This window comes from Caulobacter segnis, assembly GCF_003243465.1.
Classification (GTDB): domain Bacteria; phylum Pseudomonadota; class Alphaproteobacteria; order Caulobacterales; family Caulobacteraceae; genus Caulobacter; species Caulobacter segnis_A.
Window position 1 is genome coordinate 1 of sequence record NZ_QFQZ01000025.1, and the last position, 25225, is coordinate 25225.

At 68.4% G+C, this 25225-nt stretch carries 22 protein-coding genes and 1 pseudogene; 17 read left to right on the top strand and 6 right to left on the bottom strand.

Annotated features, from left to right (window positions below; all coding sequences use genetic code 11):
- Both DI526_RS09905 and tatC read left to right on the top strand, forming a co-directional pair.
- Positions 1–151: pseudogene (locus DI526_RS09905) on the top strand (twin-arginine translocase subunit TatB); the annotation flags it as partial.
- The gene (gene tatC, locus DI526_RS09910; protein ID WP_304277131.1) at positions 148–1044 is read left to right on the top strand and encodes a twin-arginine translocase subunit TatC; all 897 of its coding nucleotides are present in this window, start codon (positions 148–150) and stop codon (positions 1042–1044) included. The pseudogene DI526_RS09905 and the gene tatC, both read left to right, overlap by 4 nt.
- Positions 1045–1103: 59 nt before the next feature.
- Here the strand turns inward: tatC and DI526_RS09915 are convergent, their stop codons facing one another.
- A complete protein-coding gene (locus DI526_RS09915) occupies positions 1104–1586 on the bottom strand; it encodes a hypothetical protein (protein WP_304277133.1) in 483 nt (160 codons plus the stop codon).
- A 294-nt stretch (positions 1587–1880) separates the two neighbouring features.
- Here DI526_RS09915 and serS point away from each other — a divergent pair, with 294 nt between their 5' ends.
- From serS to DI526_RS09935, 4 genes are all read left to right on the top strand, one after another.
- Positions 1881–3176: a serine--tRNA ligase gene (gene serS, locus DI526_RS09920; RefSeq protein WP_304277135.1), complete on the top strand. Its 1296-nt coding sequence runs from the start codon at positions 1881–1883 to the stop codon at positions 3174–3176.
- Positions 3173–3988, top strand: a complete 816-nt coding sequence (surE, locus tag DI526_RS09925) for a 5'/3'-nucleotidase SurE (RefSeq protein ID WP_304277137.1) — start codon at positions 3173–3175, stop codon at positions 3986–3988. Before serS ends, surE begins: the two co-directional genes overlap by 4 nt.
- Positions 3985–4653 (top strand): protein-L-isoaspartate(D-aspartate) O-methyltransferase, encoded by a 669-nt coding sequence (locus tag DI526_RS09930; RefSeq protein ID WP_304277138.1) that lies wholly within the window; start codon positions 3985–3987, stop codon positions 4651–4653. Before surE ends, DI526_RS09930 begins: the two co-directional genes overlap by 4 nt.
- Positions 4654–4747: 94 nt before the next feature.
- Positions 4748–6640, top strand: coding sequence for a LysM peptidoglycan-binding domain-containing protein (locus tag DI526_RS09935; RefSeq protein WP_304277140.1), 1893 nt, complete (start codon positions 4748–4750; stop codon positions 6638–6640).
- Positions 6641–6683: 43 nt separating this feature from the next.
- Here DI526_RS09935 and DI526_RS09940 read toward each other — a convergent pair whose 3' ends face one another.
- On the bottom strand, positions 6684–7535 hold the full coding sequence (locus DI526_RS09940; protein ID WP_304277141.1) for an ATP-binding protein: 852 nt from the start codon (positions 7533–7535) through the stop codon (positions 6684–6686).
- Between the two features lie 119 nt (positions 7536–7654).
- On the opposite strand from DI526_RS09940, the gene yajC reads away from it, so the two are divergent.
- The 6 genes from yajC to DI526_RS09970 all read left to right on the top strand — a co-directional run bounded on the left by yajC (position 7655) and on the right by DI526_RS09970 (position 12472).
- Entirely contained in the window at positions 7655–7960 is a 306-nt protein-coding gene (gene yajC / locus DI526_RS09945; RefSeq protein ID WP_013078592.1) for a preprotein translocase subunit YajC, read from the top strand.
- A 59-nt stretch (positions 7961–8019) separates the two neighbouring features.
- Positions 8020–9618 (top strand): protein translocase subunit SecD, encoded by a 1599-nt coding sequence (secD, locus tag DI526_RS09950; protein ID WP_304277146.1) that lies wholly within the window; start codon positions 8020–8022, stop codon positions 9616–9618.
- Between the two features lie 12 nt (positions 9619–9630).
- A complete protein-coding gene (gene secF / locus DI526_RS09955; protein ID WP_304277148.1) occupies positions 9631–10578 on the top strand; it encodes a protein translocase subunit SecF in 948 nt (315 codons plus the stop codon).
- Positions 10578–10931, top strand: coding sequence for an Mth938-like domain-containing protein (locus DI526_RS09960; RefSeq protein ID WP_304277150.1), 354 nt, complete (start codon positions 10578–10580; stop codon positions 10929–10931). The genes secF and DI526_RS09960 overlap by 1 nt, the downstream gene beginning before the upstream one ends.
- A 140-nt stretch (positions 10932–11071) precedes the next feature.
- Entirely contained in the window at positions 11072–11686 is a 615-nt protein-coding gene (locus DI526_RS09965) for a urate hydroxylase PuuD (protein ID WP_304277152.1), read from the top strand.
- Between the two features lie 72 nt (positions 11687–11758).
- Positions 11759–12472, top strand: coding sequence for a squalene/phytoene synthase family protein (locus DI526_RS09970; protein ID WP_304277154.1), 714 nt, complete (start codon positions 11759–11761; stop codon positions 12470–12472).
- A 143-nt stretch (positions 12473–12615) separates the two neighbouring features.
- Here the strand turns inward: DI526_RS09970 and DI526_RS09975 are convergent, their stop codons facing one another.
- Complete coding sequence (locus DI526_RS09975; RefSeq protein WP_304277156.1) at positions 12616–14727, bottom strand: S9 family peptidase; 2112 nt, start codon at positions 14725–14727, stop codon at positions 12616–12618.
- A 286-nt stretch (positions 14728–15013) separates the two neighbouring features.
- On the opposite strand from DI526_RS09975, the gene lpxC reads away from it, so the two are divergent.
- From lpxC to DI526_RS10000, 5 genes are all read left to right on the top strand, one after another.
- Positions 15014–15910, top strand: a complete 897-nt coding sequence (gene lpxC / locus DI526_RS09980; protein WP_304277158.1) for a UDP-3-O-acyl-N-acetylglucosamine deacetylase — start codon at positions 15014–15016, stop codon at positions 15908–15910.
- 99 nt (positions 15911–16009) lie between these two features.
- Positions 16010–16942: an outer membrane protein assembly factor BamD gene (locus tag DI526_RS09985; protein WP_304277160.1), complete on the top strand. Its 933-nt coding sequence runs from the start codon at positions 16010–16012 to the stop codon at positions 16940–16942.
- Positions 16943–17023: 81 nt separating this feature from the next.
- Entirely contained in the window at positions 17024–18721 is a 1698-nt protein-coding gene (recN, locus tag DI526_RS09990) for a DNA repair protein RecN (protein WP_304277161.1), read from the top strand.
- Positions 18722–18797: 76 nt separating this feature from the next.
- Positions 18798–21149, top strand: coding sequence for an NAD-dependent DNA ligase LigA (gene ligA / locus DI526_RS09995; RefSeq protein ID WP_304277163.1), 2352 nt, complete (start codon positions 18798–18800; stop codon positions 21147–21149).
- A 110-nt stretch (positions 21150–21259) separates the two neighbouring features.
- On the top strand, positions 21260–21679 hold the full coding sequence (locus DI526_RS10000; RefSeq protein WP_304277164.1) for a DUF2147 domain-containing protein: 420 nt from the start codon (positions 21260–21262) through the stop codon (positions 21677–21679).
- 139 nt (positions 21680–21818) lie between these two features.
- Here DI526_RS10000 and DI526_RS10005 read toward each other — a convergent pair whose 3' ends face one another.
- From DI526_RS10005 to DI526_RS10015, 3 genes are all read right to left on the bottom strand, one after another.
- On the bottom strand, positions 21819–23630 hold the full coding sequence (locus tag DI526_RS10005; protein WP_304277166.1) for an aminopeptidase P family protein: 1812 nt from the start codon (positions 23628–23630) through the stop codon (positions 21819–21821).
- Positions 23631–23798: 168 nt separating this feature from the next.
- Positions 23799–24665, bottom strand: a complete 867-nt coding sequence (locus DI526_RS10010) for a 50S ribosomal protein L11 methyltransferase (protein ID WP_304277168.1) — start codon at positions 24663–24665, stop codon at positions 23799–23801.
- A 45-nt stretch (positions 24666–24710) separates the two neighbouring features.
- Complete coding sequence (locus DI526_RS10015; RefSeq protein ID WP_304277170.1) at positions 24711–25184, bottom strand: hypothetical protein; 474 nt, start codon at positions 25182–25184, stop codon at positions 24711–24713.
- Positions 25185–25225: the final 41 nt, after the last annotated feature.

The window sequence follows — 25225 nt, forward strand, 5'->3', positions numbered from 1 at the left end:
CGCCGCCGAGCCTGCGATCGTCGAGCCGGCCAAGGCGCCGCGCAAGCGCGCGACCGCCAAGAAGGACATTTCGGTGGAGACGCCGAAGGCCGCGCCACGCAAGCGCTCGGCCAAGACGGGCGGCTCCAAAGCTTCGGACATCGTCTCGTGAACGACAAAGCCATCGGATACGACCACGAGGACGAGATCGAGGCCTCGCGCGCGCCTCTGCTGGATCACCTGGTCGAGCTGCGGATGCGGCTGATCATCTGCGTGGCCGCGATCGCCGTGGCGTTCGGCGTGTGCTTCGCCTTCGTGAAGCCGATCTTCCTGTTCCTGGTCCGACCCTTCACGGTGGCCGAGGGGCTGAAGGCCGTGCAGGACGCCGGCGGCCATCACGGCTCGTTCGACCTGATCCTGGCGCTGGTGGGGCTGAAGACCGTGCCGGCCAGCGCCATGGCGGGCGTCACCCTGCAGGCCACCGCGCCGCTGGAGCAGTTCTTCACCAACATCAAGCTGTCGGCCTTCGGCGCCATCATCCTGGCGTTCCCGATCATCGCCTGGCAGCTCTATCGCTTCGTCGCCCCTGGCCTTTACAAGAAGGAGCGCAACGCGTTCCTGCCGTTCCTGGTGGCCTCGCCGGTGCTGTTCCTGATGGGCTCGGCGCTGGTCTATTATGTGATGCTGCCGTTCGTGCTGTGGTTCTCGCTGAGCCAGCAGATCATCGGCGACGGCGTGAAGGTCGTGCTGCAGACGCGGGTGTCGGAGTATCTGACCCTGGTGACCACGCTGCTGCTGGCCTTTGGTCTCAGCTTCCAGCTGCCCGTGGTGCTGTCCCTGGCGGGCCTGGCGGGCCTAGTCGATTCCAAGATGCTGCGGGCGGGCCGTCGCTACGCGATCGTCGCCGTCTTCGTGGTGGCGGCCATCGTCACCCCGCCCGATCCGATCAGCCAGATCACCTTGGCCGTGCCGCTGTGCCTGCTGTACGAGGTCTCGATCTGGTGCGTGTGGCTGATCGAGCGTCGCCGCAAGCGGGAAGACGAAGAAGCGGGTCTGGCCGACTAGCCAAACGAAAAGGGCTCCGCGATCGCGGAGCCCTTCTTGTTTCGGTCTTGCCGCAAGCCTTAGGCGGCGACGCCGGCGCGGGCTTGCTGTTCCGGCTTGGCGATGCGGGCCTGCAGCTGGTTCTTAGCCGCGCGGACCGTGTCGTTGACGCAGCTCTGGTAGCTCACGACGCTGTAGCTGGGCTGGGTCTTGCAGACCGCCTGGGCGGCGGTGCGGATCTCGGCGTGGACCTGGTCGAGGGTCTTGCCCTTCAGCGAGATGCGGACGACCGAGACGCTCTGGGCGACCTGGGTCTTGCCGGCTTCGCGGGCGCGCAGGATCGAGGCCAGCTGGCGGTGGGCGCTGGTGATCGCCTCGTTGACGCAGAGGCCGGCCTGGGCCTGGGCCGCGCAGACGGTGTTGGCGGCGGCCTTGATTTCGGTTTCGATCTGGACCGAGCTCTTGTTGGCGATCGAGACGCGGACCTCGTTGGTGGCGGCGCTGGCCGGAGCGGCGATGGCGGCGGTGATGGCGAGGGCGGCGAAAGCGGCGAAGGTCTTCATGGGCTCAAATCCTGTGAATGATCGAGAGGGCCGGGGAGGGCCGTGAAAGGTCAAAAACGCGTACTGAATTGGGCGCGGCTTTTCGGCCCTCGCGATTAAGTCCCGGTGAGGAAGGAGCCTTAATTCTGCTTAAGCGGTAGGAATTGGGTGCGGCGTGCGGTCGCAGGGAGGCGGGACCGCTCGGCTTCCGCACGCGCGAGTCTTGAGGGCATAGGGGCGTCGCGGCGCTTGGCGCCCCCGCCGACGCGCCTTAGAGAGGGCGTTTCCCACCGCCTCTTCCCGAGCTTGCGTTCGATGCACGACATCAAGGCCATCCGCGACAACCCCGAAGCCTTTGACCGCCACTGGTCGGCCAAGGGACGTTCAGGCGCGGCCGCCGAGGCCGTGAAGCTCGACGCCCAGCTGCGGGCGGCCCAGACCACGCTTCAGGAAGCCCAGGCCAAGCGTAACGAGAGCTCCAAGCTGATCGGCATGGCCAAGGCCAAGAAGGACGAGGCTGAGGCCCAGCGCCTGATGGCCGAGGTCGAGGCGCTGAAGGGCGTGATGGCCGCCGCCGCCGAAGAGCAGGAGCTGGTCGGCGGCAAGCTGAAGGACCTGCTGGCCTCCTTGCCGAACATTCCCGCGCCCGAGGTTCCGGCCGGCGAGGACGAGCACGGCAATGTCGAGCAGCGCCGCTGGGGCGACGCGGCCAAGCTGCCGGCCGGCAAGCTGAACGCGCCCAAGGACCACGTCGACCTGGGCGCGGCCCTCGGCGGCATGGACTTCGAGGCCGCCGCCCGCATGAGCGGCGCGCGCTTCGTGGTGCTCAAGAAGGAGATCGCCCGCCTGGAGCGCGCGATCGGCCAGTTCATGCTGGACCTGCAGACGGTCGAGCACGGCTACACGGAGGTCAGCCCGCCGCTGCTGGTGAAGAGCGATGCGCTTTACGGCACCGGCCAGTTGCCGAAGTTCGCCGAGGATCTCTTCCACACCGACGACGACCGCTGGCTGATCCCGACCGCCGAGGTCTCGCTGACCAACATCGTCCGCGAGCAACTGGTGGCCGAGGAAGAGCTGCCGATGCGCCTGACGGCCCTGACGCCGTCTTTCCGCGCCGAGGCCGGCTCGGCCGGTCGCGACACGCGCGGCATGATCCGCCAGCACCAGTTCTACAAGGTCGAGCTGGTCTCGATCACAACGCCCGACCAGTCCGAGGCCGAGCACCAGCGCATGGTCGAATGCGCCGAGACCGTTCTGAAGAAGCTGGAGCTGCCGTTCCGCACCATGCTGCTCTGCACGGGCGACATGGGCTTTGGCGCCAAGAAGACCTACGATCTCGAGGTCTGGCTGCCCTCGCAGGACATGTACCGCGAGATCAGCTCGTGCTCGAACTGCGGCGACTTCCAGGCCCGCCGCATGGAGGCCCGCTACCGCAAGACCGGCGAGAAGGGCGGCCACTTCGTCCATACCCTGAACGGATCGGGTCTGGCGGTCGGCCGCACGTTGGTGGCGGTGCTTGAGAACTATCAGGACGAGGGCGGCCGCATCCACATCCCGGCCGTGCTGCAGCCCTATATGGGCGGGATCACGCACATCGGGGGCGCGGCGTGAGGATCCTCCTCACCAACGACGACGGGATCAACGCGCCGGGCCTCGCCGCGCTCGAGACGATCGCCCGGGCGCTGAGCGACGATGTCTGGATCTGCGCGCCCGAGTACGAGCAGTCGGGCGCCAGCCGGGCGCTGACGCTGTCGGATCCGATCCGCGTGCGAAAGCTGGACCCGCGCCGCTTCGCCGTCGAGGGCACGCCGACCGACTGCGTGATGATGGCCGTCCAGCAGCTGATCGACGGCCCCGCGCCGGACCTGGTGCTGTCGGGCGTCAATCGCGGGCAGAACCTGGCCGAGGACGTCACCCTGTCCGGGACGGTGGCCGGCGCGATCGAGGGCATGGCGCACGGCATTCGCTCGATCGCCCTGTCCCAGACCATGAACTTCTTCCACGACGAGGTTGTGGCGCACTGGGAGACCGCCGAGCAGTTCGGCCCGGGGATCGTCCAGCGCCTGCTGGAGGTGGGCTGGCCCGCCGACGTGGTCATGAACGTCAATTTTCCGGCCTTGCCGCCCGAGAAGGTCGGCGCGGTCGAGGTGACCCGCCAGGGCTTCCGCGACGGCCTGCTGCGCAACATGGAAAAGCGCACCGACCTGCGCGGCCGCGACTACTACTGGATGGGCTTCTCGGCCAAAGCCTCGGAGCCGGCCGAGGGCACCGACCTGCGCGCCGTGTACGAGGGGCGCATCTCGGTCACGCCGCTGCACATCGACCTGACGCACCACGAGACCGTCCACAAGCTGAAGAGCGTGCTGGGCGGCGCTCCGCCCAAACTCAAGACGCTTTCAGATCCCTCCGGGGGGAGCGAATGAGCGGACGGACGACCAAGGCGGCCGAGAACGCCAAGGCCGACCTGCCGCGCCTGATGCAGGCCCTGCGCGACCAAGGGGTCACCGATCCCCAGGTGCTGAAAGCGATCGAGACCACGCCGCGCGACCTGTTCACGCCGGACCTGTTCAAGGACCGCTCGTGGGAGGACTCGGCCCTGCCGATCGCCTGCGGCCAGACGATCAGCCAGCCCTATATCGTCGGCCTGATGACCCAGGCCCTGACCGTCGAGCCCCGCGCGCGGGTGCTGGAGATCGGCACCGGCTCAGGCTACCAGACCACGATCCTCAGCAAGGTCTCGCGCCTCGTCTACACGATCGAGCGCTACCGGACGCTGATGAAGGAGGCCGAGGGCCGTTTCCAGACGCTGGGCCTGACCAATGTCATCACCAAGTTCGGCGATGGCGGCGAGGGATGGTCCGAACAGGCGCCGTTCGACCGCATTATGGTCACGGCCGCGGCCGAAGATGATCCCAAACGGCTGCTTTCGCAGCTGAAACCCAATGGCGTGCTGGTCGCGCCGGTGGGGAAGGGGCCGGTCCAAAGCCTTCGCCGCTACGCCGGCGACGGCAAGGGGGGCTTCCGGGTCGAAATCCTTTGCGACGTGCGGTTCGTGCCGCTGCTGGCCGGCGTCGCGAAAGATCAGTGAGTTTGGGGCGCCGGAGGTTGTCCGGCGGCCTTGGTGTTAAGACTTGATTCACCCTGGCGGCGCCTTGTGAAGGCCCGACGGGAAAGGAGACGTCATGAGGCAGTTGTGGACGCAAGCGGCGGTGATCGCCCTGTCGGCTGGAACGCTCTCCGCCTGTGCGACCGCTCCGCAATACGCGACGCGCGAGGGCCAAGGCCCGGCGCCCGCGATGCAGATGCCGACGCCCAACTTCCCGATCACTCAGCCGCCGTCTTCAGCCCTCCAAGTCGCCCCCGCGCAGGCCGCCGCCCCTGAGGCCGGCGCCGAGAGCGACGCCGTGGCGACCGCGCCGATGGTGGCCGCCGCGCCGGCCCCGGCGCCCGTGACCTCCCAGCCGCTGGCGCCGGTGACCCAGTCCGAGCTGCCCGCGCCCGCGCCGGCCCGCGCTTCGGCCAAGCCGACCCTGCGCGCCGTGCCGCCCAAGACCGTGGTGACCACCTCGGTGACCGGCCCGGTCGTCGAGGTCGACGGCAAGGCCCAGGTCCACACCGTCAAGTCGGGCGACACCCTGACCTCGATCGCCAAGAAATTCGGCGTCAACGTCAACGACCTGGCCAAGGACAACGACATCAAGAAGGGCCAGAAGCTTCGCCTGGGCCAGAAGATCAGCGGCCCGGCCAGCGAGCAGAAGGCCTATGTCGTCCAGACCGGCGACACGATGTTCGCGATCGCCAAGCGCTTCAACGTCACGGCTTCGGCCCTGGCCGAGGAGAACGACCTGTCGACCGGCGCGGCGATCAAGAAGGGCCAGAAGCTCAAGCTGCCTGACGGCTACAAGGACAAGGGTCCGATCAAGACGACCTCGGTCGTTCCCGGAACCGCCGCGCCCGAGACGGCTGTCGCCGAGGAGGAGGCCGCGCCGACGCCGGCCCCCACGCCGAGCCGCGCCGGGTCGTCGAAGGCCTCGCGCCAGCAGGCCGCCGCCGCGGAACCCACCACCGTCAGCACGACCGCGCTCAGCGTCACCGGCGCCGTGGTCGAGGTCGCCGGCAAGCGCCAGATCCACACCGTCAAGTCGGGCGACACCCTGACCTCGATCGCCAAGAAGTTCGACGTCAACGTCAGCGACCTGGCCGAGGACAACAAGATCAAGAAGGGCCAGACCCTGCGCCTGGGCCAGAAGATCAAGGGCCCGGCCAGCGAGCAGAAGGCCTATGTCGCCCAGTCTGGCGACACCCTGGCCGAGATCGGCAAGCGCTTCGGCGTCACCGCCAAGGCCCTGGCCGCCGAGAACGGCCTGCGCGCCACCGCCACGATCAAGAAGGGCCAGAAGATCCGTCTGCCCGACGGCTTCAGGGATAAGGGCCCTCTGAAGACCACGACCACGGTGACCAAGCCGGCGCCGGTCGAGCCCTCGAACACCTATGCGCGCGTCGAGACGCCGACCACGACCCCCTCGGGCACGCCGTCGGCTCCGGTCCCCTACACCCCCAGCTATCCGCGCCCCAGCGCGCCGGTCGCGGCCCAGCCGATCACGCCTCCGCCGGCCTCGTCGCGCCCGATCATCGAGAGCAGCGCCGCCCCGACCGAGGCCGAGATCATCGCCTCGGGCAAGGGCAAGTTCGCCTGGCCGCTGCGGGGCGAGGTGATTTCCGACTTCGGCGTCAAGGGCACGGGCCAGCGCAACGACGGCCTCAACATCCGCGCGCCGCAGGGAACGCCGGTCCTGGCTTCGGCCGATGGCGAGATCGCCTATGCCGGCAACCAGGTTCCGACCTTCGGCAACCTCGTCCTGGTCAAGCACGCCGACGGCTGGGTGACGGCCTACGCGCACCTGTCCAGCACCACCGTCAAGATGCGCCAGCAGGTCAGGCAGGGCGAGCCAATCGGCGCGGTCGGCGCCACCGGCGGGGTCAACGAACCGCAGCTGCACTTCGAGATGCGCTACGCCCCGACGGTCAAGGACAAGGCCAAGCCGGTCGACCCCTCGCTGCTGCTGCCGCGCTAAAGAAAAGAGGCCCGCTTCGAGAGAAGCGGGCCTTCTTGTTTGATCAGGCCGGCAGTTTGACGCCCAGTTCGCCCGCCAGGTCGCGCACGAACTGCCAGGCCACCCGGCCTGAGCGGCCGCCGCGCTGGGTCGACCACTGCAGGGCCCGGCGGTCGAGGTCGGGGGCCGAGAGGCCGAACCGCTCGGCATAGGCGTGGATCGCGCCCAGATAGGTGTCCTGGTCCATCGGCGGGAAGCCGATCCACAGGCCGAAGCGATCGGAGACGCTCATCTCCTCCTCGGCGTTCTCGGCCGCGGCGATCGCGCCCTGGCTCTCGACGTGGTCGCGCGGCATCAGGTGGCGACGGTTGGAGGTGGCCACGAACAGCACGTTCTCCGGCGGGCCCGAGACGCCGCCCTCCAGCGCCGACTTCAGCGCCTTGGCCGCCGCCGCGCCGTCCTCGAACGAGAGGTCGTCGCACAGGACGACGAAGCGTTCGCCGCGGGCGCGCAGGAGGTCAAAGAGCGGGGGCAGGGCGGTGACCTCGTCGCGGTCGACCTCGATCAGCTTCAAGTCCGGATAGCTGTCGGCCAGGGCGACGAAGGCGGCCTTGGTCACCGAGCTCTTGCCCGTGCCGCGCACGCCCCACAGCAGCACGTGGTTGCAGGGCAGGCCGACGGCGAAGCGGCGCAGGTTCTCGACGAAGCGCGCCTTCTGCCGGTCGATGCCGACCAGCAGGTCCAGCGACAGCGGATAGTCCGGCGCGGGGGCGAAGGCCCCCGTGGCGGGCTCATGCCGAAACAGGCGCGCGCCCGAGAAATCCGGCGCGACCGGCGGCGGCGGGGCCAGGCGTTCCAGGGCGTCGGCGATGCGGGCGAGCAGGGGTCCAAATGGCGGGGGGGCGGCGTCGGTCATGGGCCGTTCCATACCCTCGCGGGCTCGCATTGCAAAAGGGAAGGCGAACGCATAGCTTCCGCCGACTTGGCGCGACCCTATGTAAGGCGGCGCGCCTCATCGGATTTTTTGGAGTCTCCATGAACAGCCTGAACGCCCAGATCCTGCAGCTCGCCCCCATCCTCCTGATGGTTGTGCTGTTCTATTTCATGCTGATCCGCCCGCAGCAGAAGCGCGCCAAGGAGCATCAGACCATGCTCGCCAACCTGAAGCGCGGCGACAGCGTCGTCCTCTCGTCGGGCGTGCTGGGCAAGATCGTGCGCGTCGAGGACAAGGAAGTGGGCGTCGAGATCGCCCAGGGCGTCACCGTCAAGGTCGTCAAGGGCATGATCACCGAAGTCCGCGCCAAGGGCGAGCCGGCCGCCGCCAACGACGCCAAGAACTAAGGCGCACTCCACCCTTCGCGAGGCGTTCGTAGCGGCGCCGCCTGAAAAGTCTCTGATCCATGCTGACCCTCTCCCGCTGGAAGATCATCGCCGTCACCCTGTCGGTGATCTTCGGGATCCTGTTCTCCCTGCCCAACGTGCTTCCTCAGAAGACGTTGGATGCGCTGCCCGGCTTCCTGCCGCACAAGAAGCTGAACCTCGGCCTCGACCTGCAGGGCGGGTCCTACCTGCTCTATGAGGTCGACACCGAGGCGCTGCACCGCGAGCGGCTGTCGAACCTGACCGAAGACGTCCGCACCCAGCTGCGCAGCGAGCAGATCCCGTTCGGCGAGCTGAACCAGCAGGGCGAGATCATCAGCGTCCGCATCGGCGACGCGGCCCGCTACAACGACGCCCTGAACCTGCTGCGCAAGAACCTCGGCGCGCCGCTGGCCGGCGCGATCGGCGGCAAGGACGTCGCCATCTCGGGCAAGGGCGACAACCGCATCGAAGTCCGCTTCGTGCCCGAGGCGATCAAGGCCGACGCGGTGAAGGCCGTCGACCAGTCGATCGAGACGATCCGCCGCCGGATCGACAGCCTGGGCACCAAGGAGCCCTCGATCAACCGCCAGGGCGAAAACCGGATCATGATCCAGGCCCCGGGCGAGAGCGATCCGGGCAAGCTGCGGGACATCATCGGCAAGACCGCCAAGCTGACCTTCCAGATGGTCGACGAGACGGTGACGCCGGAGGACGTCCAGGCCGGCCGCATTCCGCCTGGCTCGGAAGTCCTGCCGGGCGACCAGTTCTCGCCCTACTACGTGGTCAAGAAGCGCGCCCTGGTTTCGGGCGAGGAACTGACCAACGCCCAGCAGCAGTTCGACCCGCAGACCGGCAATCCGGTCGTCCAGTTCGCCTTCAACGCCGCGGGCGCGCGCAAGTTCGGCGACGCCACCGCCCGCAATATCGGCAAGAAGTTCGCGATCGTCCTCGACAAGAAGGTGATCTCGGCGCCGGTCATCAACGGCGCTATCACCGGCGGCAGCGGCATCATCACCGGCAACTTCACGGTCGACAGCGCCAACGAGCTGTCGCTGCTGCTGCGCTCGGGCGCTCTGCCCGCGCCGCTGAACGTCGAGGACCAGCGCACCGTGACCGCCGAGCTCGGCGCCGACGCCGTGCGCGCCGGCTCGATCTCGCTGGCGATCGGCGCGGTGTCGATGTTCGTGTTCGTGATCCTGGCCTACGGCCTGTTCGGCGGCTTCGCGGCCATCGCCCTGGTGGTCAACGTCCTGCTGATCGTCGGCATCATGTCGGCGACCCAGGCGACGCTTACGTTCCCCGGCATCGCCGGCCTGATCCTGACCCTGGCCGTCGCCGTCGACGCCAACGTGCTGATCTACGAGCGCATGCGCGACGAGGCCAACGCCGGGCGCACGCCCATGGCGGCGGCGGACCACGGCTACAAGCTGGCCCTGACCTCGATCCTGGACGCCAACATCACCAGCCTGATCTCGGGCCTGATCATGTTCAGCTTCGGTTCGGGCCCGGTGAAGGGCTTCGCCTGGACCCTGGTGATCGGCGTGTTCACGTCGCTGTTCACCGCCATCTTCATCACCCAAGTGCTCATCGGCTGGTGGTTCAAGGCCACCAAGCCGAAGAAGCTGCCGATCGCATAGGAGACCCGACCAATGCGTTGGCCCCTCATTCGCTACATTCCGCGCGCCACCAAGTTCCGCTTCGTGCGCTGGGCGCCCATCGCGGCGATCTTCTCGGCGATCCTGATCGTCGGCTCGATCGCCTCGCTGTTCGTGCAAGGCCTGAACCTCGGCATCGACTTCAAGGGCGGCAACGCCCTGGAAGTCACCATGCCGCGCCCGGTTCCGCTGGCCGAGCTGCGCGCGACCATGAACCAGATCGGCGTCCACGACGCCCAGGTCCAAGGCTTCGGCCAGCCGACCTCGGCCATGGTCAAGTTCCTGCCCGCCAAGGGCGAAGCCCCCAGCGCCGCCTCGGCCAATGTCGAGCGCGAGCTGGTCAAGCGCTTCCCCGACCTGAAGGTGACCAGCCGATCGGAAGTGGGCGCCAAGGTCTCGGGCGAGCTCCTGATGTCCGGCTTCAAGGCGCTGGGCGTCGCCCTGCTGCTGACCCTGGGCTACATCTGGTTCCGCTTCGGCCTGTCCTACGGCACGGGCGCGGTCGTGGCCGTGATCCATGACATCGTCCTGACGCTGGGCCTGCTGTCGGTGGTCGGCATCGAGTTCTCGATGACCGAGATCGCGGCCCTGCTGACCGTGATCGGCTACTCGATGAACGAAAAGGTCATCACCTTCGACCGACTGAAGGAGAACCTGCGCAAGTACAAGACGACCCCGCTGCGCGACATCATCGACCTGTCGGAAAACGAGCGTCTGTCGCGGACCATCATCACCGGCACCACGGCCTTGCTGGCCCTGGGCGGCACGATGGCGTTCGGTGGGCCGGTGCTGTTCCCGCTGGTGACGACGATGATCTTCGGCATCGTGATCGGCACCTATTCGTCGATCTACATCGCCCTGCCGATGATCCTGATCTGGGGCGTCAAGCGCAACGACGACGAGGCCACGCCGATCAAGCTCGGCGCGGCGTCGCGGCCCTGATGCGGCAGCCGCCCTCCATCGACGCCTGGGGCGGCGGCGGCTTTCGGGTCGCCGGCGTGTGGCGGCCCGGCTCGCTGCTGATCCTCGACGATCAGCCGCGCGACTGGGCCGCGACCAGCCTGGCGGAGCTGACGCCCGAGTCCTTCGCCGAGGTCTTCGCGGCCGGCGGATCGGTCGAGTTCGTGCTGCTCGGCGTGGGTCTGGCCAACGCCCTGCCGCCGCGTCCGGTGCGCGACGCCCTGAAGGCCGCCGGCTTCGGCCTCGAGTTCATGAGCACCGAAGCCGCCGCCCGAACCTACAACGTGCTGGCCAGCGAGGGCCGGCGACTGGCCGCGGCGCTGATCGCGGTCTGAGCTCGTTTCACCGTCATCTCGCCAACAAGTCGCGGGATAACAGGGTAAGAGCGCCCAGAACCGCGTTCGCCCCAACTTTGCCCGCGGCGGCGAACACCCCTATGGTCTCGCCAAGCAAAAGGGATCCGAGGGGGAAACCGATGTCTGGACTGCTCTCCAACTTCCGCAACACCATCATCGTCAGCTTCATCCTGGCGCTGGTGATCGTGATCGGCTACGGCCACGGCCCGCAGGGCCACGGCCTCGTCTATGCGCAGGCGATCTTCCGTTGGCTGCACGTGTTGTTCGGCATCCTGTGGATCGGCCTGCTGTACTATTTCAACTTCGTGCAGATCCGGGTGATGCCGCAGATCCCGGCCGAGCTGAAGCCGGCGGTCACCCAGTACATCGCGCCGGAGGCCCTGTTCTGGTTCCGCTGGGCCGCGCTCGCGACCTGGGTGATGGGCGTCATCCTGGCCTATAGCCGCGGCTACATCCTGGAAGCGTTCACCCTGGGCCTGGCCGGCGGCTACACCCCCGGCGTCGATATGGGCTTCACCTTCATCGGCACCGGTATGTGGCTGGCCACGGTGATGTTCCTCAATGTCTGGGGTGTGATCTGGCCGAACCAGAAGCGCGCCCTTGGCATCATCGAGGTCGACGCCGACGCCAAGGCCAAGGCGGCCAGGACGGCCATGCTCTTCAGCCGCATCAACACGCTGCTCAGCATCCCGATGCTGGCGACCATGGCGATGAACCAGACGGTGTTTGGCTGACGCCGACGACGACACGCTGTAAGGGGAGGGCCCGCCGCAAATTCGCCGGCGGGCCTTCTTCGTTTTGAGCGCATGGCCGACACCGAAACCCTCGAAGACCTCGTCCGCCGCGTCGATCCCGACCGCTGGCTGACGACCCGCTTCATCGCCGACCCGGCCGCGCGGGCCGACGTCATCGCGCTGTACGGCCTGAACTACGAGCTGGCCCGCGTAGCCGGCGGCGTCTCCAACGCCCTGATGGGCGAGATCCGCATCACCTGGTGGCGCGAGGCCATGGAAGAGGTGGCGGTCGGCAAGGCGCCGCGCAAGCATCCCAATGTCGAGGCGCTGGCCGCGTCGGGCTTCGATCCCAACGCCCTGGCCGCCCTGGCCGACGCGCGCTTCACCGACCTCGACGAGGGGCCGCTGAAGGACGAGGCGGCCGTGATGGCCTATGTCGACGGCACGGCGGGGGCGCTGGCGGTGCTGGCCGCGCGGCGGCTGGACGCCAGCGCCGACCCGCACGCCGTGAAGGGCGCGGCGCGGGCCTGGGGGCTGGCGGGGCTGTGGCGTCTGAAGCAGGCGGGCCGCGCACGGCTGCCGGAGACCTGGACCCAAGCTGACGTCAAGCAGCGGGTCGAGGCGCAGTTGAAGGCCGCGCGGAGCGAGGTGAGGCGCCTGCCGGTCGCGGCGTTCCCGGCGGTGGCCCCGGCGGCTCTGGCGCGGGCCTATGCAGCTGGGCGTGAGATGGGCGAGCTGGAGAAGAAGGCGCGGCTGACGTTTTCGGTGGCGACGGGGCGGCTGTAGCCCTTCTCCCGACCTCCCCGGCGAATGCCGGGGCCCAGATCGTATGGCTTTGAAGCGCATGCAAGAACGCCCGCGACCTTTCTAGGATCGCGGGCGCTTTGGCATCTGGGCCCCGGCATTCGCCGGGGAGATCGGGTTTTAAGCTAGCGGCCCGGCCGCGTGTTTCCCGTCCACTGGTCCAGCCAGTCCAGCACTTCCTTGTGCCACTGCACCGAGTTCTGGGCCTTCAGCACCCAGTGGTTCTCGTTCGGAAAGTACAGCAGCTTGCTGGGCACGCCGCGCCGTTGCAGGGCGGTGAAGGTGGCCAGGCCCTGTTCGACCGGGATGCGATAGTCGAGCTGGCCCTGGACGACCATCTGCGGCTTGGCCCACTTGTCGACGTGCAGCGCGGGATTGAACTTTTCGTAGGTCGTGCCCGGCTGCCAAGGCGTGCCGCCGTTCTCCCATTCGGTGAACCACAGTTCCTCGGTGGCGAAGCCCATGGCGCGCGTGTCGAAGACGCCGTCATGGTCGACCAGGCACTTCCACGGCTGGTTCCAGTTCCCGGCGATCCAATTGATCATGTAGCCGCCGTACGAGGCGCCCAGGGCGCAGGCGCGGTCGGCGTCGAGGAACGCATACTTCTGGGTCGCGAAGGTCCAGCCCTTCTGCAGGTCCTCCAGCGGGCGGTCGCCCCAGTGCTGGCTGATCGCGTCGGTGAACGCCTGGCCATAGCCGGTCGACCCGTGGAAATCGATCATCACCACGGCGTAGCCGGCGTTGGCGTAGACCTGCGGGTTCCAGCGGTAGGACCAGCTGTTGCTGAACGAGCCCTGCGGGCCACCGTGAATCAGGAAGGCGACCGGGTACTTCTTGGCCGGATCGAAATTGGCGGGCTTCAGCACGAAGCCGTGGACCGTCTCGTCGTTCCATCCCTTGAAGTTGAACTGCTCCGGCTCGCCCCAGGCGACGTCCTTCAGGGCGTCGCTGGAGACGCTGGCGACCTTCACGGCCGGGCCCTTCGCCGGCAGGAAGAACAGTTCCGACGGGCTCTTCAGCGAGTCGGCGGCGTAGACGATGCCGTTCGGACCAACGTCGAAAGCGCTGACATGGCCCTCGCCGGTCAGGGCCGTGACCTTGCCGGTCTTCACGTCGATCGCGAACAGCTTGCCTTGGCCGACATCGAGGGCGGTGGCGTAGATCGTCTTGCCGTCGCGGCTCCAGGCGATGGCGTCCGCCGAGCGGTCCCAGGCAGGGGCCAGTTCACGATCTTCCTTCGTGGTCCGATCGCGGATGATAATGGCGAACCGATCCGCCTCGAAGCCGGGGCGCTTCATGGCGCGATAGGCCGCGAACTTGCCGTCGGGCGAGATCACCGGCGCGGTGTCCCAGGCCTTGTTGGCCTCGGTGCGGTTGCGCGGCTTCTCGGAACCGTCGATCTTCACCGCCCAGAAGTCGAAGTTGGTGGTCCAGGCCTCGTCCTTGCCGGCGACCTTGGCCGAGAACACCACGGCGTCGTTCTCGGGCGTGATCGCGAAGTCGTTGTCGTCGCCGAACGGTTTGGTGGGCGTGTCGCCATCGAACCCCTTCATCAGGTCGATCGGCTGGCCGGTCGCCACGCCGCCGGCGTCGAGCGCATAGGCGAACAGGTGATTCTTCGTTCCGTCGTTCCAGGTGTCCCAGTGGCGGACCATCAGGCGGTCGTAGACGACTCCGGTGGCCTTGGTGTCGGCCTTGGCGGCGAGCCGCGCCTCGGTGCAGGCCAGGTCGGCGCAGTCGGGGAACACGGCCATGCCGACGACGATCGTCTTGCCGTCCGACGCCACGCGGTAGGCCTGGACGTCGAACGGGGTGCGGGTCACCTGGGTCGCCGTCTCGCCCGTCGCGTCGGTCCGGAACACCTGGTCGGTCCCGCCCGCGCGGCCCGAGATGAAATAGATCGCCTTGCCGTCGGCGCTCCAGCGGCCGCTGCTGGCGCCGCCGTCCGAGATCTTCAGCCGGCGTGGGGCCATCTTGGTCTTCAGGTCGGCGATCCACAGGGACATCGCGGCCTTGTTGGCCGGATAGTTCATGGTCCGCACCGCGTAGAGCACGTAGCGACCGTCCGGCGAGACGCGCGGATCGCTGAGGCGATCCAGGCTGGCCATGTCCTTGGCCGTGAACACGTGCGGCTTGGAAGCGGCCGGCGGTCCCGCAGGGGCTTGCGCGTGGGCCGCGCCGGCGAGGGCGATGGACAGCGCGGCGGCGGAGGCGACGAAACGCAAGCTCTTGATCATGAAACCGAAAACCCTGGAGACGGTTATGCCTTTTGCGGCGGAGCCTAGACCTGCTTTTCACCGGCCGCTAGGCGAGACTCGCAAGAGATCACCGCCCACAGATCGTCGAGCGACGTTCTGTTTCATGGCGCGCATGCGTGCAATAAAAGTGAAATAAAGTCAGAAGCTTAGAGCGTAACAATCCGAAACAGGACTTGCTTTGCCGCGACGCAGCATCGCTCCTACATGCTAAGTCGGGGCGAAAACGGCGGACCTTGGTTCGACCGTCTAGCAATAAGGGTCTCTAGTGTCGGCTTCGGGTTATTTTCAGCACACGGTCGCAGGACCGGTGATCTTCGCGGGGATCGGCCTGCACACCGGCGCGCATGTGCGCGTCGTGGTGCGTCCGGCGGCGCCCGACGCGGGGATCGTCTTTGTGCGGACCGATGTGCATGACCGCGACAACCGCGTTCCGGTGAGCGCCCAGTCGGTCTGCCAGACTCAGCTGGGCACCGTGATCGGCAACGCCGACGATGTCCGCGTCTCGACCATCGAGCACCTGATGGCGGCCCTCGCGGCCCTGTCGATCGACAACTGCGTCGTCGAGCTGGACGGCCCCGAAGTGCCGATCATGGATGGCTCGTCCGAGCCTTTCGTCCAGATCCTGGACCGCGCCGGCCGCCGCAAGCAGGAAGCCGTCCGTCACTACATCGAGATTCTCGCGCCGATCGTGGTGGAGGAGGGCGACAAGCGCGCCGCTCTGCTGCCGGCCGACCGATTCGAGGTCGCCTTCGAGATCGCCTTCGGCAGCAAGGCCATCGGACGCCAGGCCGTCGATCTCGCTATCGACGAAGAATCGTTCCGTTCGGAGCTGTCCAACTGCCGCACCTTCGGCTTCCTCCGCGATGTCGAAGCCCTGCGCGCCATCGGCCTAGCCCGTGGTGGCTCGATGGAAAACGCCGTCGTGATCGATGGCGACCGCGTGCTCAATCCCGAAGGCCTGCGCCGCCGGGACGAGTTCGTTCGCCACAAGGCGCTGGACGCCATCGGCGATCTTTATGTGCTGGGCAAGCCGATCCTCGGCCGCTTCGAAGGCGTTCTGGCCGGTCACGGCCTCAATAACGCCGTGGTTCGAGCGTTGCTGGCCCAGCCGCGCGCCTGGCGCCTGCGCGCCCTCGCGTCGGAACTGGCTGAAGCGGTTTAAGAGCGTCTCGAAGAGTCGGGGCTCGGCCTTCGCATTTGCGCCTTTTGCGGCGTGGTGTAGAAGCCTTGCACGGCGCAGGGGCGCACGTTTGCTTCGAGGGTGAGAGACTCCGTGCTTCGTAATTTCTCGGGACGTTCGGCCGTCACTATCGCCGCTGTTCTCGCCGCCGTGTCGGTGGCGGGCTGCGCCGGCAAGTCCAAGAAGCCGAGCCTCGCCTACGAAGAACGCCCCGTCGAGCTGCTGTATTCCACCGGCGCCGACCGCCTGGACCGCCGCGCCTGGAGCGAGGCCGTGGACTATTTCCGCGAGGTCGAGCGCCAGCACCCCTATTCGGAATGGTCGCGCCGCTCGATTCTGATGACCGGCTACGCCCACTACATGGGCAACAACTACAACGACGCCATCGGCGACGCCGACCGGTTCATCTCGCTGTATCCGGGCAATCCTTCGGCCAGCTACGCCTATTATCTGAAGGCCGTCTGCTACTTCGAGCAGATCGTCGACGTGAACCGCGACCAGGCCGCCACCGAACAGGCGCTGGCCGCCCTGCGGGACGTCGTCCAGCGCTATCCCAATAGCGAATACGCCACCGACGCCCGTCTGAAGATCGACATGGTCAACGACCAGCTGGCCGGCAAGGAAATGGCCATTGGTCGCTACTACCTGAAGAACGGTCAGACCCTGGCTGCGATCGGCCGTTTCAAGGCCGTGATCGAGCGTCACCAGACCACGTCGCACACGCCCGAGGCGCTGTATCGCCTGGTCGAGGCCTATCTGACTCTGGGCCTGATGGACGAAGCCAAGCGCAACGGCGCGGTCCTGGGGTACAACTTCCCGGGCGACCGCTGGTACGCTGACGCCTACAAGCTGCTGAACGACAACGGCCTCAAGCCGGCCGTCGAGCCGCTGAAGGCTGGCACCAAGCGCAACGCGCTCGAGCGCCTGCTGTCGAAAGACAAGGACACCACCCTGGCCCCGCCCGGCGAGAAGAAGTCCAAGAAGGGCGGCGTGATGGGCGTTCTGGGCATGTGATGCGACGGGATCGTGGCTCGATCCCGTTTCGTTCCGCCTTGGCGCTTTCAAAAACTCTGATTCCCGGCGATCCTGCGCACCATGCTGATCGGCCTTTCCATCCGTGACGTCGTGCTCATCGAGAGCCTGGACCTCGCCATCGGCGAGGGCCTGACCGCGCTGACGGGTGAAACCGGCGCCGGCAAGTCGATCATCCTGGACGCCTTGGGCCTGGCGACGGGCGCGCGCGCCGACGCCGGTCTGGTGCGGCGAGGGGCCGCCGGCCACGCCTCGGCCACGGCGATCTTCGCCCTGCCGGCCGACCATCCCGCCTTCGCCTATCTCGACGACAAGGGCCTGGACTACGCGCGCGACGAGGACCTCGTCTTGCGCCGCCAGCTGTCGCCGGACGGCCGCAGTAGAGCCTTCGTCAACGACCAGGCCACCAGCGTCGGCGTGCTCAAGGACCTGGGCGGGCTGCTGCTCGAGGTTCATGGCCAGCACGAGACGGTCGGCCTGCTTGATCCCAAGACCCACCGGGGTCTGCTCGACGCGTTCGGCGGCGTTTCCGTTTCGGCGGTCGGGGCGGCCTGGAGCGCCTGGCGCGCGGCGCGTGACAAGGCCGAGGCCCTGCGCGATCTCGCGGGCCGCGCGGCGGCCGAGACCGAGGAACTGACGCTTCGCCTGTCGGAGCTCGACAGGCTGGACCCTCGCGAGGGCGAGGAGGCCACGCTGGCTGAGGAGCGGGCCTTGCTCAGCTCGGCCGAGAAAGCCATCGCCGACATCGCCGCCGCCCAGGACGCGCTCGGCGGCGACAGCCTGTCGGGCAAGCTGGCCCAGGCCTTCCGCGCCCTGGAACGGGCCCGTGACCGCGCCCTCCAGGCCGGCGCGCCCGCCGATGGCGTGGCCATGACCCGGCTGTCGGCCGCCTGCGAGGCGGTAGACCGCGCCATCGTCGAGGCCCAGGAAGCCAGCGCTTCGATCGACGCCGTGACCGAGGCCTTCGAGTTCGAGCCTGACCGCCTGGAGAAGGCCGAGGAACGGCTATTCGCCCTGCGCGGCATGGCTCGGAAGCTGAATATCCTGGTCGAGGACCTGCCGGCCAAGCGCGCCGAGTTCGCCGCGCGGCTGCAGGCGATCGAGACGTCCGAGGACGCGCTGAAGGCGGCTGACAAAGAAGCCGCCGAAGCCCGCGAAGCCTATCTCTACGCCGCCGAGGCCCTGTCGGCCGAACGCCGCGCCGCGGGCGACGCCCTCGCCGTGGCCGTCGAGGCCGAACTCGCGCCGCTGAAGCTGGAGAAGGCCAAGTTCCGCGTCGCGCTGGAGCCGCTGGCCGAGGATCGCGCCGGCCCGACCGGCCTGGACCGCGTCGCCTTCGAGATCTCGACCAACCCCGGCGCGCCGTTCGGGCCGATGGAGGCGATCGCCTCGGGCGGCGAACTCGCGCGCTTCGCCCTGGCCTTGAAGGCCGCCCTGGCCGGACGTGGCGGCGGCCCGCAGCCCTTGATGATCTTCGACGAGGTCGACCAGGGCGTCGGCGGCGCGGTGGCCGACGCCGTGGGCCTGCGGCTCAAGCGCCTGGCCCAGAACGCCCAGGTGCTGGTCGTCACCCACTCGGCCCAGGTCGCCGCCCGGGCCGACGCGCACTGGCGGATCTCCAAGTCCGGCGACGAGACCTCGACCCGAACCAAGGTTGAACCGCTCTCCCCCGCCCAGCGCGAGGAAGAGATCGCCCGCATGCTGTCGGGCGCGGAAGTCACCGAAGCGGCGCGAGCGGCGGCCCGGGCGTTGATGGCTTAGGCCGATCGCTGACTCCCCCCGTCAGGAGGAGGTTGCTAACCTCGCGCCTCGTTCCCGTCCTGCCGGATTCGCCGCCGTGTCCCTGATCCCCGTCGCCGACCTCACCGAAGCCCAGGCCGTCGAGGAACTGGAGCGCCTGGCCGACACGCTGGCCACGCACGACATCGCCTATCACCAGCAAGACAACCCGACGATCAGCGACGCCGAGTATGACGCGCTGAAGCGGCGAAACCTGGATATCGAGACCCGATTTCCGCACCTGGTGCGCGACAACTCTCCGTCCATGCGCGTGGGCGCGGCGCGGGCGGAACAATTCGCGCCGGTGCGCCACGGCGTGCCGATGCTGAGCCTCGACAACGCCTTCTCGAACGAGGAGGCCGAGGAATTCGACGCCCGCGTCCGCCGCTTCCTGCGGCTGTCGCCGGGCGAGACCCTGGCCTATACGGCCGAACCCAAGATCGACGGCCTGTCGGCCTCGCTGCGCTACGAGAAGGGCGTCCTGGTCCAGGGCGCGACGCGCGGCGATGGCCAGACCGGCGAGGACGTCACCGCCAATCTGCGCACGATCGGCGACATCCCGCACCGCCTGAAGGGCTCGGGCTGGCCCGACGTGATCGAGGTGCGCGGCGAGGTCTATGTCGAGCTGGAGGCCTTCGCGGCCTTCAACGCCGCCGCCGAGGCCGCCGGTCAGCGGACCTACGCCAATCCCCGCAACTTCGCGGCCGGCTCCTTGCGTCAGATCGATCCCGCGATCAGCGCCCAGCGCCCTTTGCGGTTCTTCGGCTACGCTTGGGGCTTGGTGTCCGAGCCTTTCGCAGCGGGGCAGTGGGAGGCGCTCGAGACGCTACGCTCCTGGGGTTTCGTGACGACGGCGCCGCCCGCCCGCCGCGTCGAGAACGCCCAGGGCCTGCTCGATGTCTACGCCGCGTTCGAGGCGCTGAGACCGACCCTGAACTTCGACATCGACGGGGTGGTCTACAAGGTCGACGACCTGGAACTCCAGCGTCGCCTGGGCTTCGTCTCGCGCTCGCCGCGCTGGGCCATCGCCCGCAAGTTCCCGGCTCAGAAGGCCCGCACGGTCCTCGAAGCCATCGACCTGCAGGTCGGTCGCACGGGCGCGATCACGCCGGTGGCGCGTCTGAAGCCTGTGACCGTCGGCGGCGTCGTCGTGACCAACGCCACCCTGCACAATGGCGACGAGATCGAGCGCCTCGACGCCAGGATCGGCGACACCGTCGTCGTCCAACGGGCTGGCGACGTCATCCCGCAGATCGTCGAGGTGGCGCTCGACGCGCGGCCCGACCCGGCGCCGGAGCCCTACGTCTTCCCGCACGAGTGCCCTTGCCCGCTGAAGACGCCGCTGGCCCGCGAGGTCACGGCCTCGGGCCAGGAGTCGGTGGTCCGCCGCTGCACCGGCGAGTTCGCCTGTCCGTTCCAGCGGGTCGAGCACCTGCGCCACTTCGTCTCCCGCCGCGCTTTCGACATCGAGGGGCTGGGCGAGAAGCAACTGCAGGCCTTCTTCGACGAGGGCTGGATCACCGAGCCAGCCGACATCTTCAAGCTGGCCCGCGACGAGGACAAGCTGGCGGCGCTGCGTGAACGTGAGGGCTATGGCGAGACCTCGGTCGCCAATCTGGTGCGGGGCGTCGAGGCCCGGCGCACGATCAGTATGGACCGCATGATCTACGGCCTGGGCGCGCGCGACATCGGCGAGACCACCTCGACCGTGCTGGCCCGCAACTTCGAGCGGTTCGAGGATCTGCAAGCCGCGGCCGAGGCCGCCGCCAAGGGCCTGCCGGGCGAGACCTATCTGGAGCTGTCCACCGCGCCGGGCGTCGGCCCCAAGGCGCTGGACACGCTGGTCGAGGCGGGCAGGGGCGGGCTCAAGGCCGATCCCTGGCCCCAGACCGACGACCTGGAGATCAAGATCGGCCACGCGGTCCCCAAGCTGACCCGGCCCGCGCGCGCGGCCCTGGCCCAGCGCTACGGGACCTGGGACGCGTTCGCCGAAGGCCTGGCGGCTGCGGCCGCCGGCGCGCCGGGCGACGACTATCTGCATCTGGCCGCCATCGACGGCGTTGGCCCGGTGGCGGCTCAGTCGCTGGCGCGCTTCTTCGCCGAGGATCACAACCGCCAGAAGGTGGCCAACCTCGTCGCCCAGCTCGACATCCAGCCGGTCGAGAAGCCCAAGACCGACACCGCGGTCGCCGGCAAGACCATCGTCTTCACCGGCGCGCTGGAGAAGATGACCCGCGAAGAGGCCAAGGCCCAGGCCGAGGGGCTGGGCGCGAAGGTCGCCTCGTCCGTGTCGAAGAAGACTGACCTGGTCGTCGCCGGACCGGGCGCGGGCTCCAAGCTCAAGACCGCGACCGAGCTGGGCGTCCAGGTCATGACCGAAGACGAGTGGCTGGCTCTGGTCGCAAGCTGATCGCTTTCCGAATTCTCGCCGCGTTTTCGTGTCAGCCCTTGTCCCGAGGGACGAGATCGCGCAACCAAGCGATCAAACGCGCATTTGAAGCGCGATCCAGGGAGTCCTTGATGTTCCGCACCACGATGATCGCCGCCGCCGCGCTCGGCCTGCTGGCGACCCCCGCCTTGGCCGCCGATGTCGCCGGCCTGTGGCAGACCCCCACCAACGGCGGTCAGGTCGAGATCTCCCACTGCGGCAACAGCCTGTGCGGCAAGCTGGTCAGCTCGAACCACATTCGCGAAAATCCGGCGCTGAAGGACGTCAAGAACAAGGACGAGTCCCAACGTGTCCGCACGCTGAAGGGGCTGCAGATGCTCTACGACTTCACCGGCGGTCCGACGAAGTGGAAGGATGGCAAGGTCTACAACCCCGATGACGGCGGCACCTATTCCGGCACGATCGAACTGATCGGCGAGAACCAGCTGAAGCTGAAGGGCTGCATCGTCGCGCCGTTCTGCAAGACGCAGGTCTGGACGCGGTTGCGGTAATTTTTCCTTCTCCCCTTGCGGGAGAAGGTGTCATCCGCAGGATGACGGATGAGGGGTTTCTCGGCGACGCCTGCGCGACCCCTCACCCGACCCGCTTCGCGGGCCACCCTCTCCCGCAGGGGGAGAGGGTTTTCTTTCCTCACAACGGCGCGCAGGCCGCTTCCATCCAGGCCCGGACCTCCGGCTCAACGCGGGGGCCGATCTCGCGCAGCACTCGTGCGTGATAGGCGTCGAACTGGGCGATTTCCTCGGGCGTCAGCAGCGACTTGTCGATCAAGCGGCGGTCGATGGGCGCCAGCGTCAGGGCCTCGAAGCGGTGCATCGGGCGCTCGCCGCCCGGCACGTCCTCGGCCGGCATGACGACTTCCAGGTTCTCGATGCGGATGCCGTATTCGCCGTCCTTGTAGTAGCCGGGCTCGTTCGAGACGATCATGCCGGGCTGCAGGGCGATGGTGTTGGGCGCCTTGGAAATCCGCTGCGGGCCCTCGTGGACCCCCAGATAGACGCCGACGCCGTGGCCGGTGCCGTGGTCGTAGTCCAGGCCATGGGCCCACAGGGCCGCGCGGGCGAAGGCGTCGATCGCCGAGCCGGTCGTGCCGGCCGGGAAGCGCAGGCGGGCGATGGCCAGGTGGCCTTTCAGCACCAGCGTGTTGCGCTGGACCATCTCGGCCGAGGGCTCACCGATCGCCACGGTGCGGGTGACGTCCGTGGTGCCGTCCAGGTACTGGCCACCGCTGTCGACGAGCAGCAGCGAACCCATCTTGGCGCGTTCGTTCGACCGTTCGGTCGGGCGGTAGTGGGGCAGGGCGCCGTGGCCGTTGGCCGCGCCGATGGTGTCGAACGATAGATCCCTCAGCACGCCCGTGGCCTCGCGGAAGGCTTCCAGCTTGGCGACCGCTTCCTTCTCGTCGGGCGGATTGACCTGGCCCTCGGTAGCCAGCCAGTGCAGGAAGCGCGTCAGGGCCGCGCCGTCGCGGCGGTGCGCCTCGCGCGTGCCGTCCAGCTCGACCGCGTTCTTGCAGGCGCGGGGCAGGGTGCAGGGGTCCATGGCCCGCACGATCCTGGCGCCGGCGGCGGCCAGGGTGTCGAAGTACCAGGCCGAGGACTGGGCCGGATCGACCACCACGCTCTTGCCCGACAGGTCGCCCAGGGCCTCGGCCAGCTTGTCCGGGGCCTCCAGCGAGACCTGGTTGCCGAGCCAGGCGGGCAGGTCCGGCGTCACCTTCGCCGGCTCGATGAACAGGCGCGCCGAGCCGTCGGCGTTCAGGATGGCCTGCGACAGCGGCAGGGGCGTGCGGATGACGTCGCCGCCGCGCACGTTGAACAGCCAGGCGATCGAGGCCGGGGCGGTGATCACCGCCGCCTCGGCGCCAAGCGCCGCCACCGAGGCGCCGACGCGGGCGCGCTTGGCGTTGGACTCCTCGCCGGCGTACTCGATCGGCTGCGGGACGATCGGCGCCATCGGTTGGGCGGGGCGCGCCTCGCCCCAGGCCTGGTCGACGGGATTGGCGGCGACGGGCTTCAGGGTCGCGCCGGCGCGGCTGGCGGCGGCCTTAAGGCCCTCCAGCGCGGCGGGGCTGTGCAGGCGGGCGTCGTAGCCGATCACCGCGCCCTTCGAGACGGTCTCGAGATAGGCGGGCACGCCGCCCTCGACGAGGTCGCGGATCTCGAACACGCCCTGATCGACCTGCTCGCGGACCTGCAGGGTGTAGCGGCCGTCGACGAACACGGCGGCGCGGTCTTTCAGGATCACGCCGGCGCCGGCCGAACCGGTGAAGCCGCTGGCCCAGGCCAGCCGGTCATTGGCGGCGGGCAGGTATTCGTTCTGGTGCTCGTCCTCGTGCGGCACGAGGAAGCCGTCCAGCCCCTGCGCCGCCATGGCCTGGCGGATCAGCGGGACGTGCTTGGGGCCGAAGGAGGGATCGGTGGATTCGTCGAAGGTCTGGCGCATGGGGAGGATTTAGGCCCGTCCGAGCGCGCAGGGAAGACGTTCAAATCCTCCCCCTCGCGGGGGAGGTGTCGGCTCGAAGAGACGACGGAGGGGGAAGAAGCAAGTCTTCAGCACTTCCCCCACCGGCCTTCGGCCACCTCCCCGCTAGGGGGAGGATTGGCTTTCGTTTTACGGCCGTTGCAAAACCAACGTCGCCCAGGCGTCGCGGTGGATGCGGCTCTTCACCTTGAAGCCGCGCGACAGGTAGGCGGCCTTGACCATCCGCTCCTGGGTGCGCAGCAGGCCCGATAGGATCACCGTGCCGCCCGGAACCAGGGCGCGCTTGATGTCCTGGGCCAGGCTGATCAGCGGGCGGGCCAGGATGTTGGCGAAGACGAGGTCATAGGGCGCGTTCTCGGCGACCAGCCGGTGGCCCAGGCCCGAGGCGTGGACGAAGCGGGCGTTGGCGCGGTTCACCTGGGCGTTCTCCTTGGCGATCCGGACGCTGGGCTTATCGATATCGGTGCCGACGGCCAGCTTGGTGCCCGTGCGGGCGGCGGCGATGGCCAAGAGGCCCGTGCCGGCGCCGACGTCCAGCACCTTGTTGAACTTGCGCGCCTTGATCAGGCGGTCATAGGCCTGCAGGCAGCCGACGGTGGTGCCGTGGTGGCCGGTGCCGAAGGCCGCGCCGGCCTCGATGCGCAGGTTGACCGTGCTGGCCGGCAGGCGGCCGCGATCGTGCATGCCGTAGACGAAGAAGCGGCCGGCGCGCACCGGCGGCAGGCCCGACAGCGCCATGGCCAGCCAGTCGGCGTCGGCCAGGGTGTCGCGCGTGACCTTCAGGTCGTACTGCGCCAGCAGCGCCATCAGGCCGTCGTCTTCCTCCTGGGTGGTGGGGAAGGCGTCGATGCGCCAGACGTTCTTGTCCTCGTCCTCTTCCAGGATCGAGTAGGTCGCGCCTTCCAGGCCGGGATGGTTGTCGATGGCGTCGGCGGCGGTCTCGGCATCGGCGCGCGCGCCGCGGGCGACGATCTGCTGGGGCGTATAGTCGGTCATGCCGCTCCGTTAGCGGCAAAACCGCCGAAAAGCGAGCCTCCAGCGCTAGGGATTGATGCCGGCGAGCACGGTCGGGACCGGCGCGCGGGGCGCGTCCTCGGGCAGGGAGACATTCAGGATGTCGCCTTGCGCGGAAGCCCACCGGCTCTCGTCGGGCGCCGGCGGCGGATCCGCCGGGCCGTGGTCCGCCGGGACGTAGGGCGGCAGCTCCGGCGCGGGGGGCGGCTCGTAGTCCGCATACTGAACGACGGGGATGGGCGCGGGCGGCGGTCTCAGGGCGTCCGTGCCGATCACATAGTTCGGGACCTTGCCGCTCGGCCAGGCGATCGGCTCGGCTTCGGCCAGAACCGGGCGTTCGACCCGCTCCATCTCCGGGACGTAGGGGCCGTCCTGGGGGCCGGTCTGCAGGACAAGGCCCGCCAGCACGCCGGCGATGGCGACCGACGGCGCGCCGTAGGCCACCGGGCGGGTGGTGACGAAGGCCTTCAGGCGATCAAGGATGGCGTCCAGGCGTTCCATGTCGCTAGAGCGCGCGAAACGACGGTTGGTTTCTGACCGAC

What these genes read in the sequence shown, in the direction of transcription:
- DI526_RS09915 (WP_304277133.1), bottom strand. Translation starts at nt 1,586, where the DNA reads ATGAAGACCTTCGCCGCTTTCGCCGCCCTCGCCATCACCGCCGCCATC.
- serS (WP_304277135.1), top strand. Translation starts at nt 1,881, where the DNA reads ATGCACGACATCAAGGCCATCCGCGACAACCCCGAAGCCTTTGACCGC.
- DI526_RS09930 (WP_304277138.1), top strand. Translation starts at nt 3,985, where the DNA reads ATGAGCGGACGGACGACCAAGGCGGCCGAGAACGCCAAGGCCGACCTG.
- DI526_RS09935 (WP_304277140.1), top strand. Translation starts at nt 4,748, where the DNA reads ATGAGGCAGTTGTGGACGCAAGCGGCGGTGATCGCCCTGTCGGCTGGA.
- DI526_RS09940 (WP_304277141.1), bottom strand. Translation starts at nt 7,535, where the DNA reads ATGACCGACGCCGCCCCCCCGCCATTTGGACCCCTGCTCGCCCGCATC.
- yajC (WP_013078592.1), top strand. Translation starts at nt 7,655, where the DNA reads ATGAACAGCCTGAACGCCCAGATCCTGCAGCTCGCCCCCATCCTCCTG.
- secD (WP_304277146.1), top strand. Translation starts at nt 8,020, where the DNA reads ATGCTGACCCTCTCCCGCTGGAAGATCATCGCCGTCACCCTGTCGGTG.
- secF (WP_304277148.1), top strand. Translation starts at nt 9,631, where the DNA reads ATGCGTTGGCCCCTCATTCGCTACATTCCGCGCGCCACCAAGTTCCGC.
- DI526_RS09960 (WP_304277150.1), top strand. Translation starts at nt 10,578, where the DNA reads ATGCGGCAGCCGCCCTCCATCGACGCCTGGGGCGGCGGCGGCTTTCGG.
- DI526_RS09965 (WP_304277152.1), top strand. Translation starts at nt 11,072, where the DNA reads ATGTCTGGACTGCTCTCCAACTTCCGCAACACCATCATCGTCAGCTTC.
- DI526_RS09970 (WP_304277154.1), top strand. Translation starts at nt 11,759, where the DNA reads ATGGCCGACACCGAAACCCTCGAAGACCTCGTCCGCCGCGTCGATCCC.
- DI526_RS09975 (WP_304277156.1), bottom strand. Translation starts at nt 14,727, where the DNA reads ATGATCAAGAGCTTGCGTTTCGTCGCCTCCGCCGCCGCGCTGTCCATC.
- recN (WP_304277161.1), top strand. Translation starts at nt 17,024, where the DNA reads ATGCTGATCGGCCTTTCCATCCGTGACGTCGTGCTCATCGAGAGCCTG.
- DI526_RS10000 (WP_304277164.1), top strand. Translation starts at nt 21,260, where the DNA reads ATGTTCCGCACCACGATGATCGCCGCCGCCGCGCTCGGCCTGCTGGCG.
- DI526_RS10005 (WP_304277166.1), bottom strand. Translation starts at nt 23,630, where the DNA reads ATGCGCCAGACCTTCGACGAATCCACCGATCCCTCCTTCGGCCCCAAG.
- DI526_RS10010 (WP_304277168.1), bottom strand. Translation starts at nt 24,665, where the DNA reads ATGACCGACTATACGCCCCAGCAGATCGTCGCCCGCGGCGCGCGCGCC.
- DI526_RS10015 (WP_304277170.1), bottom strand. Translation starts at nt 25,184, where the DNA reads ATGGAACGCCTGGACGCCATCCTTGATCGCCTGAAGGCCTTCGTCACC.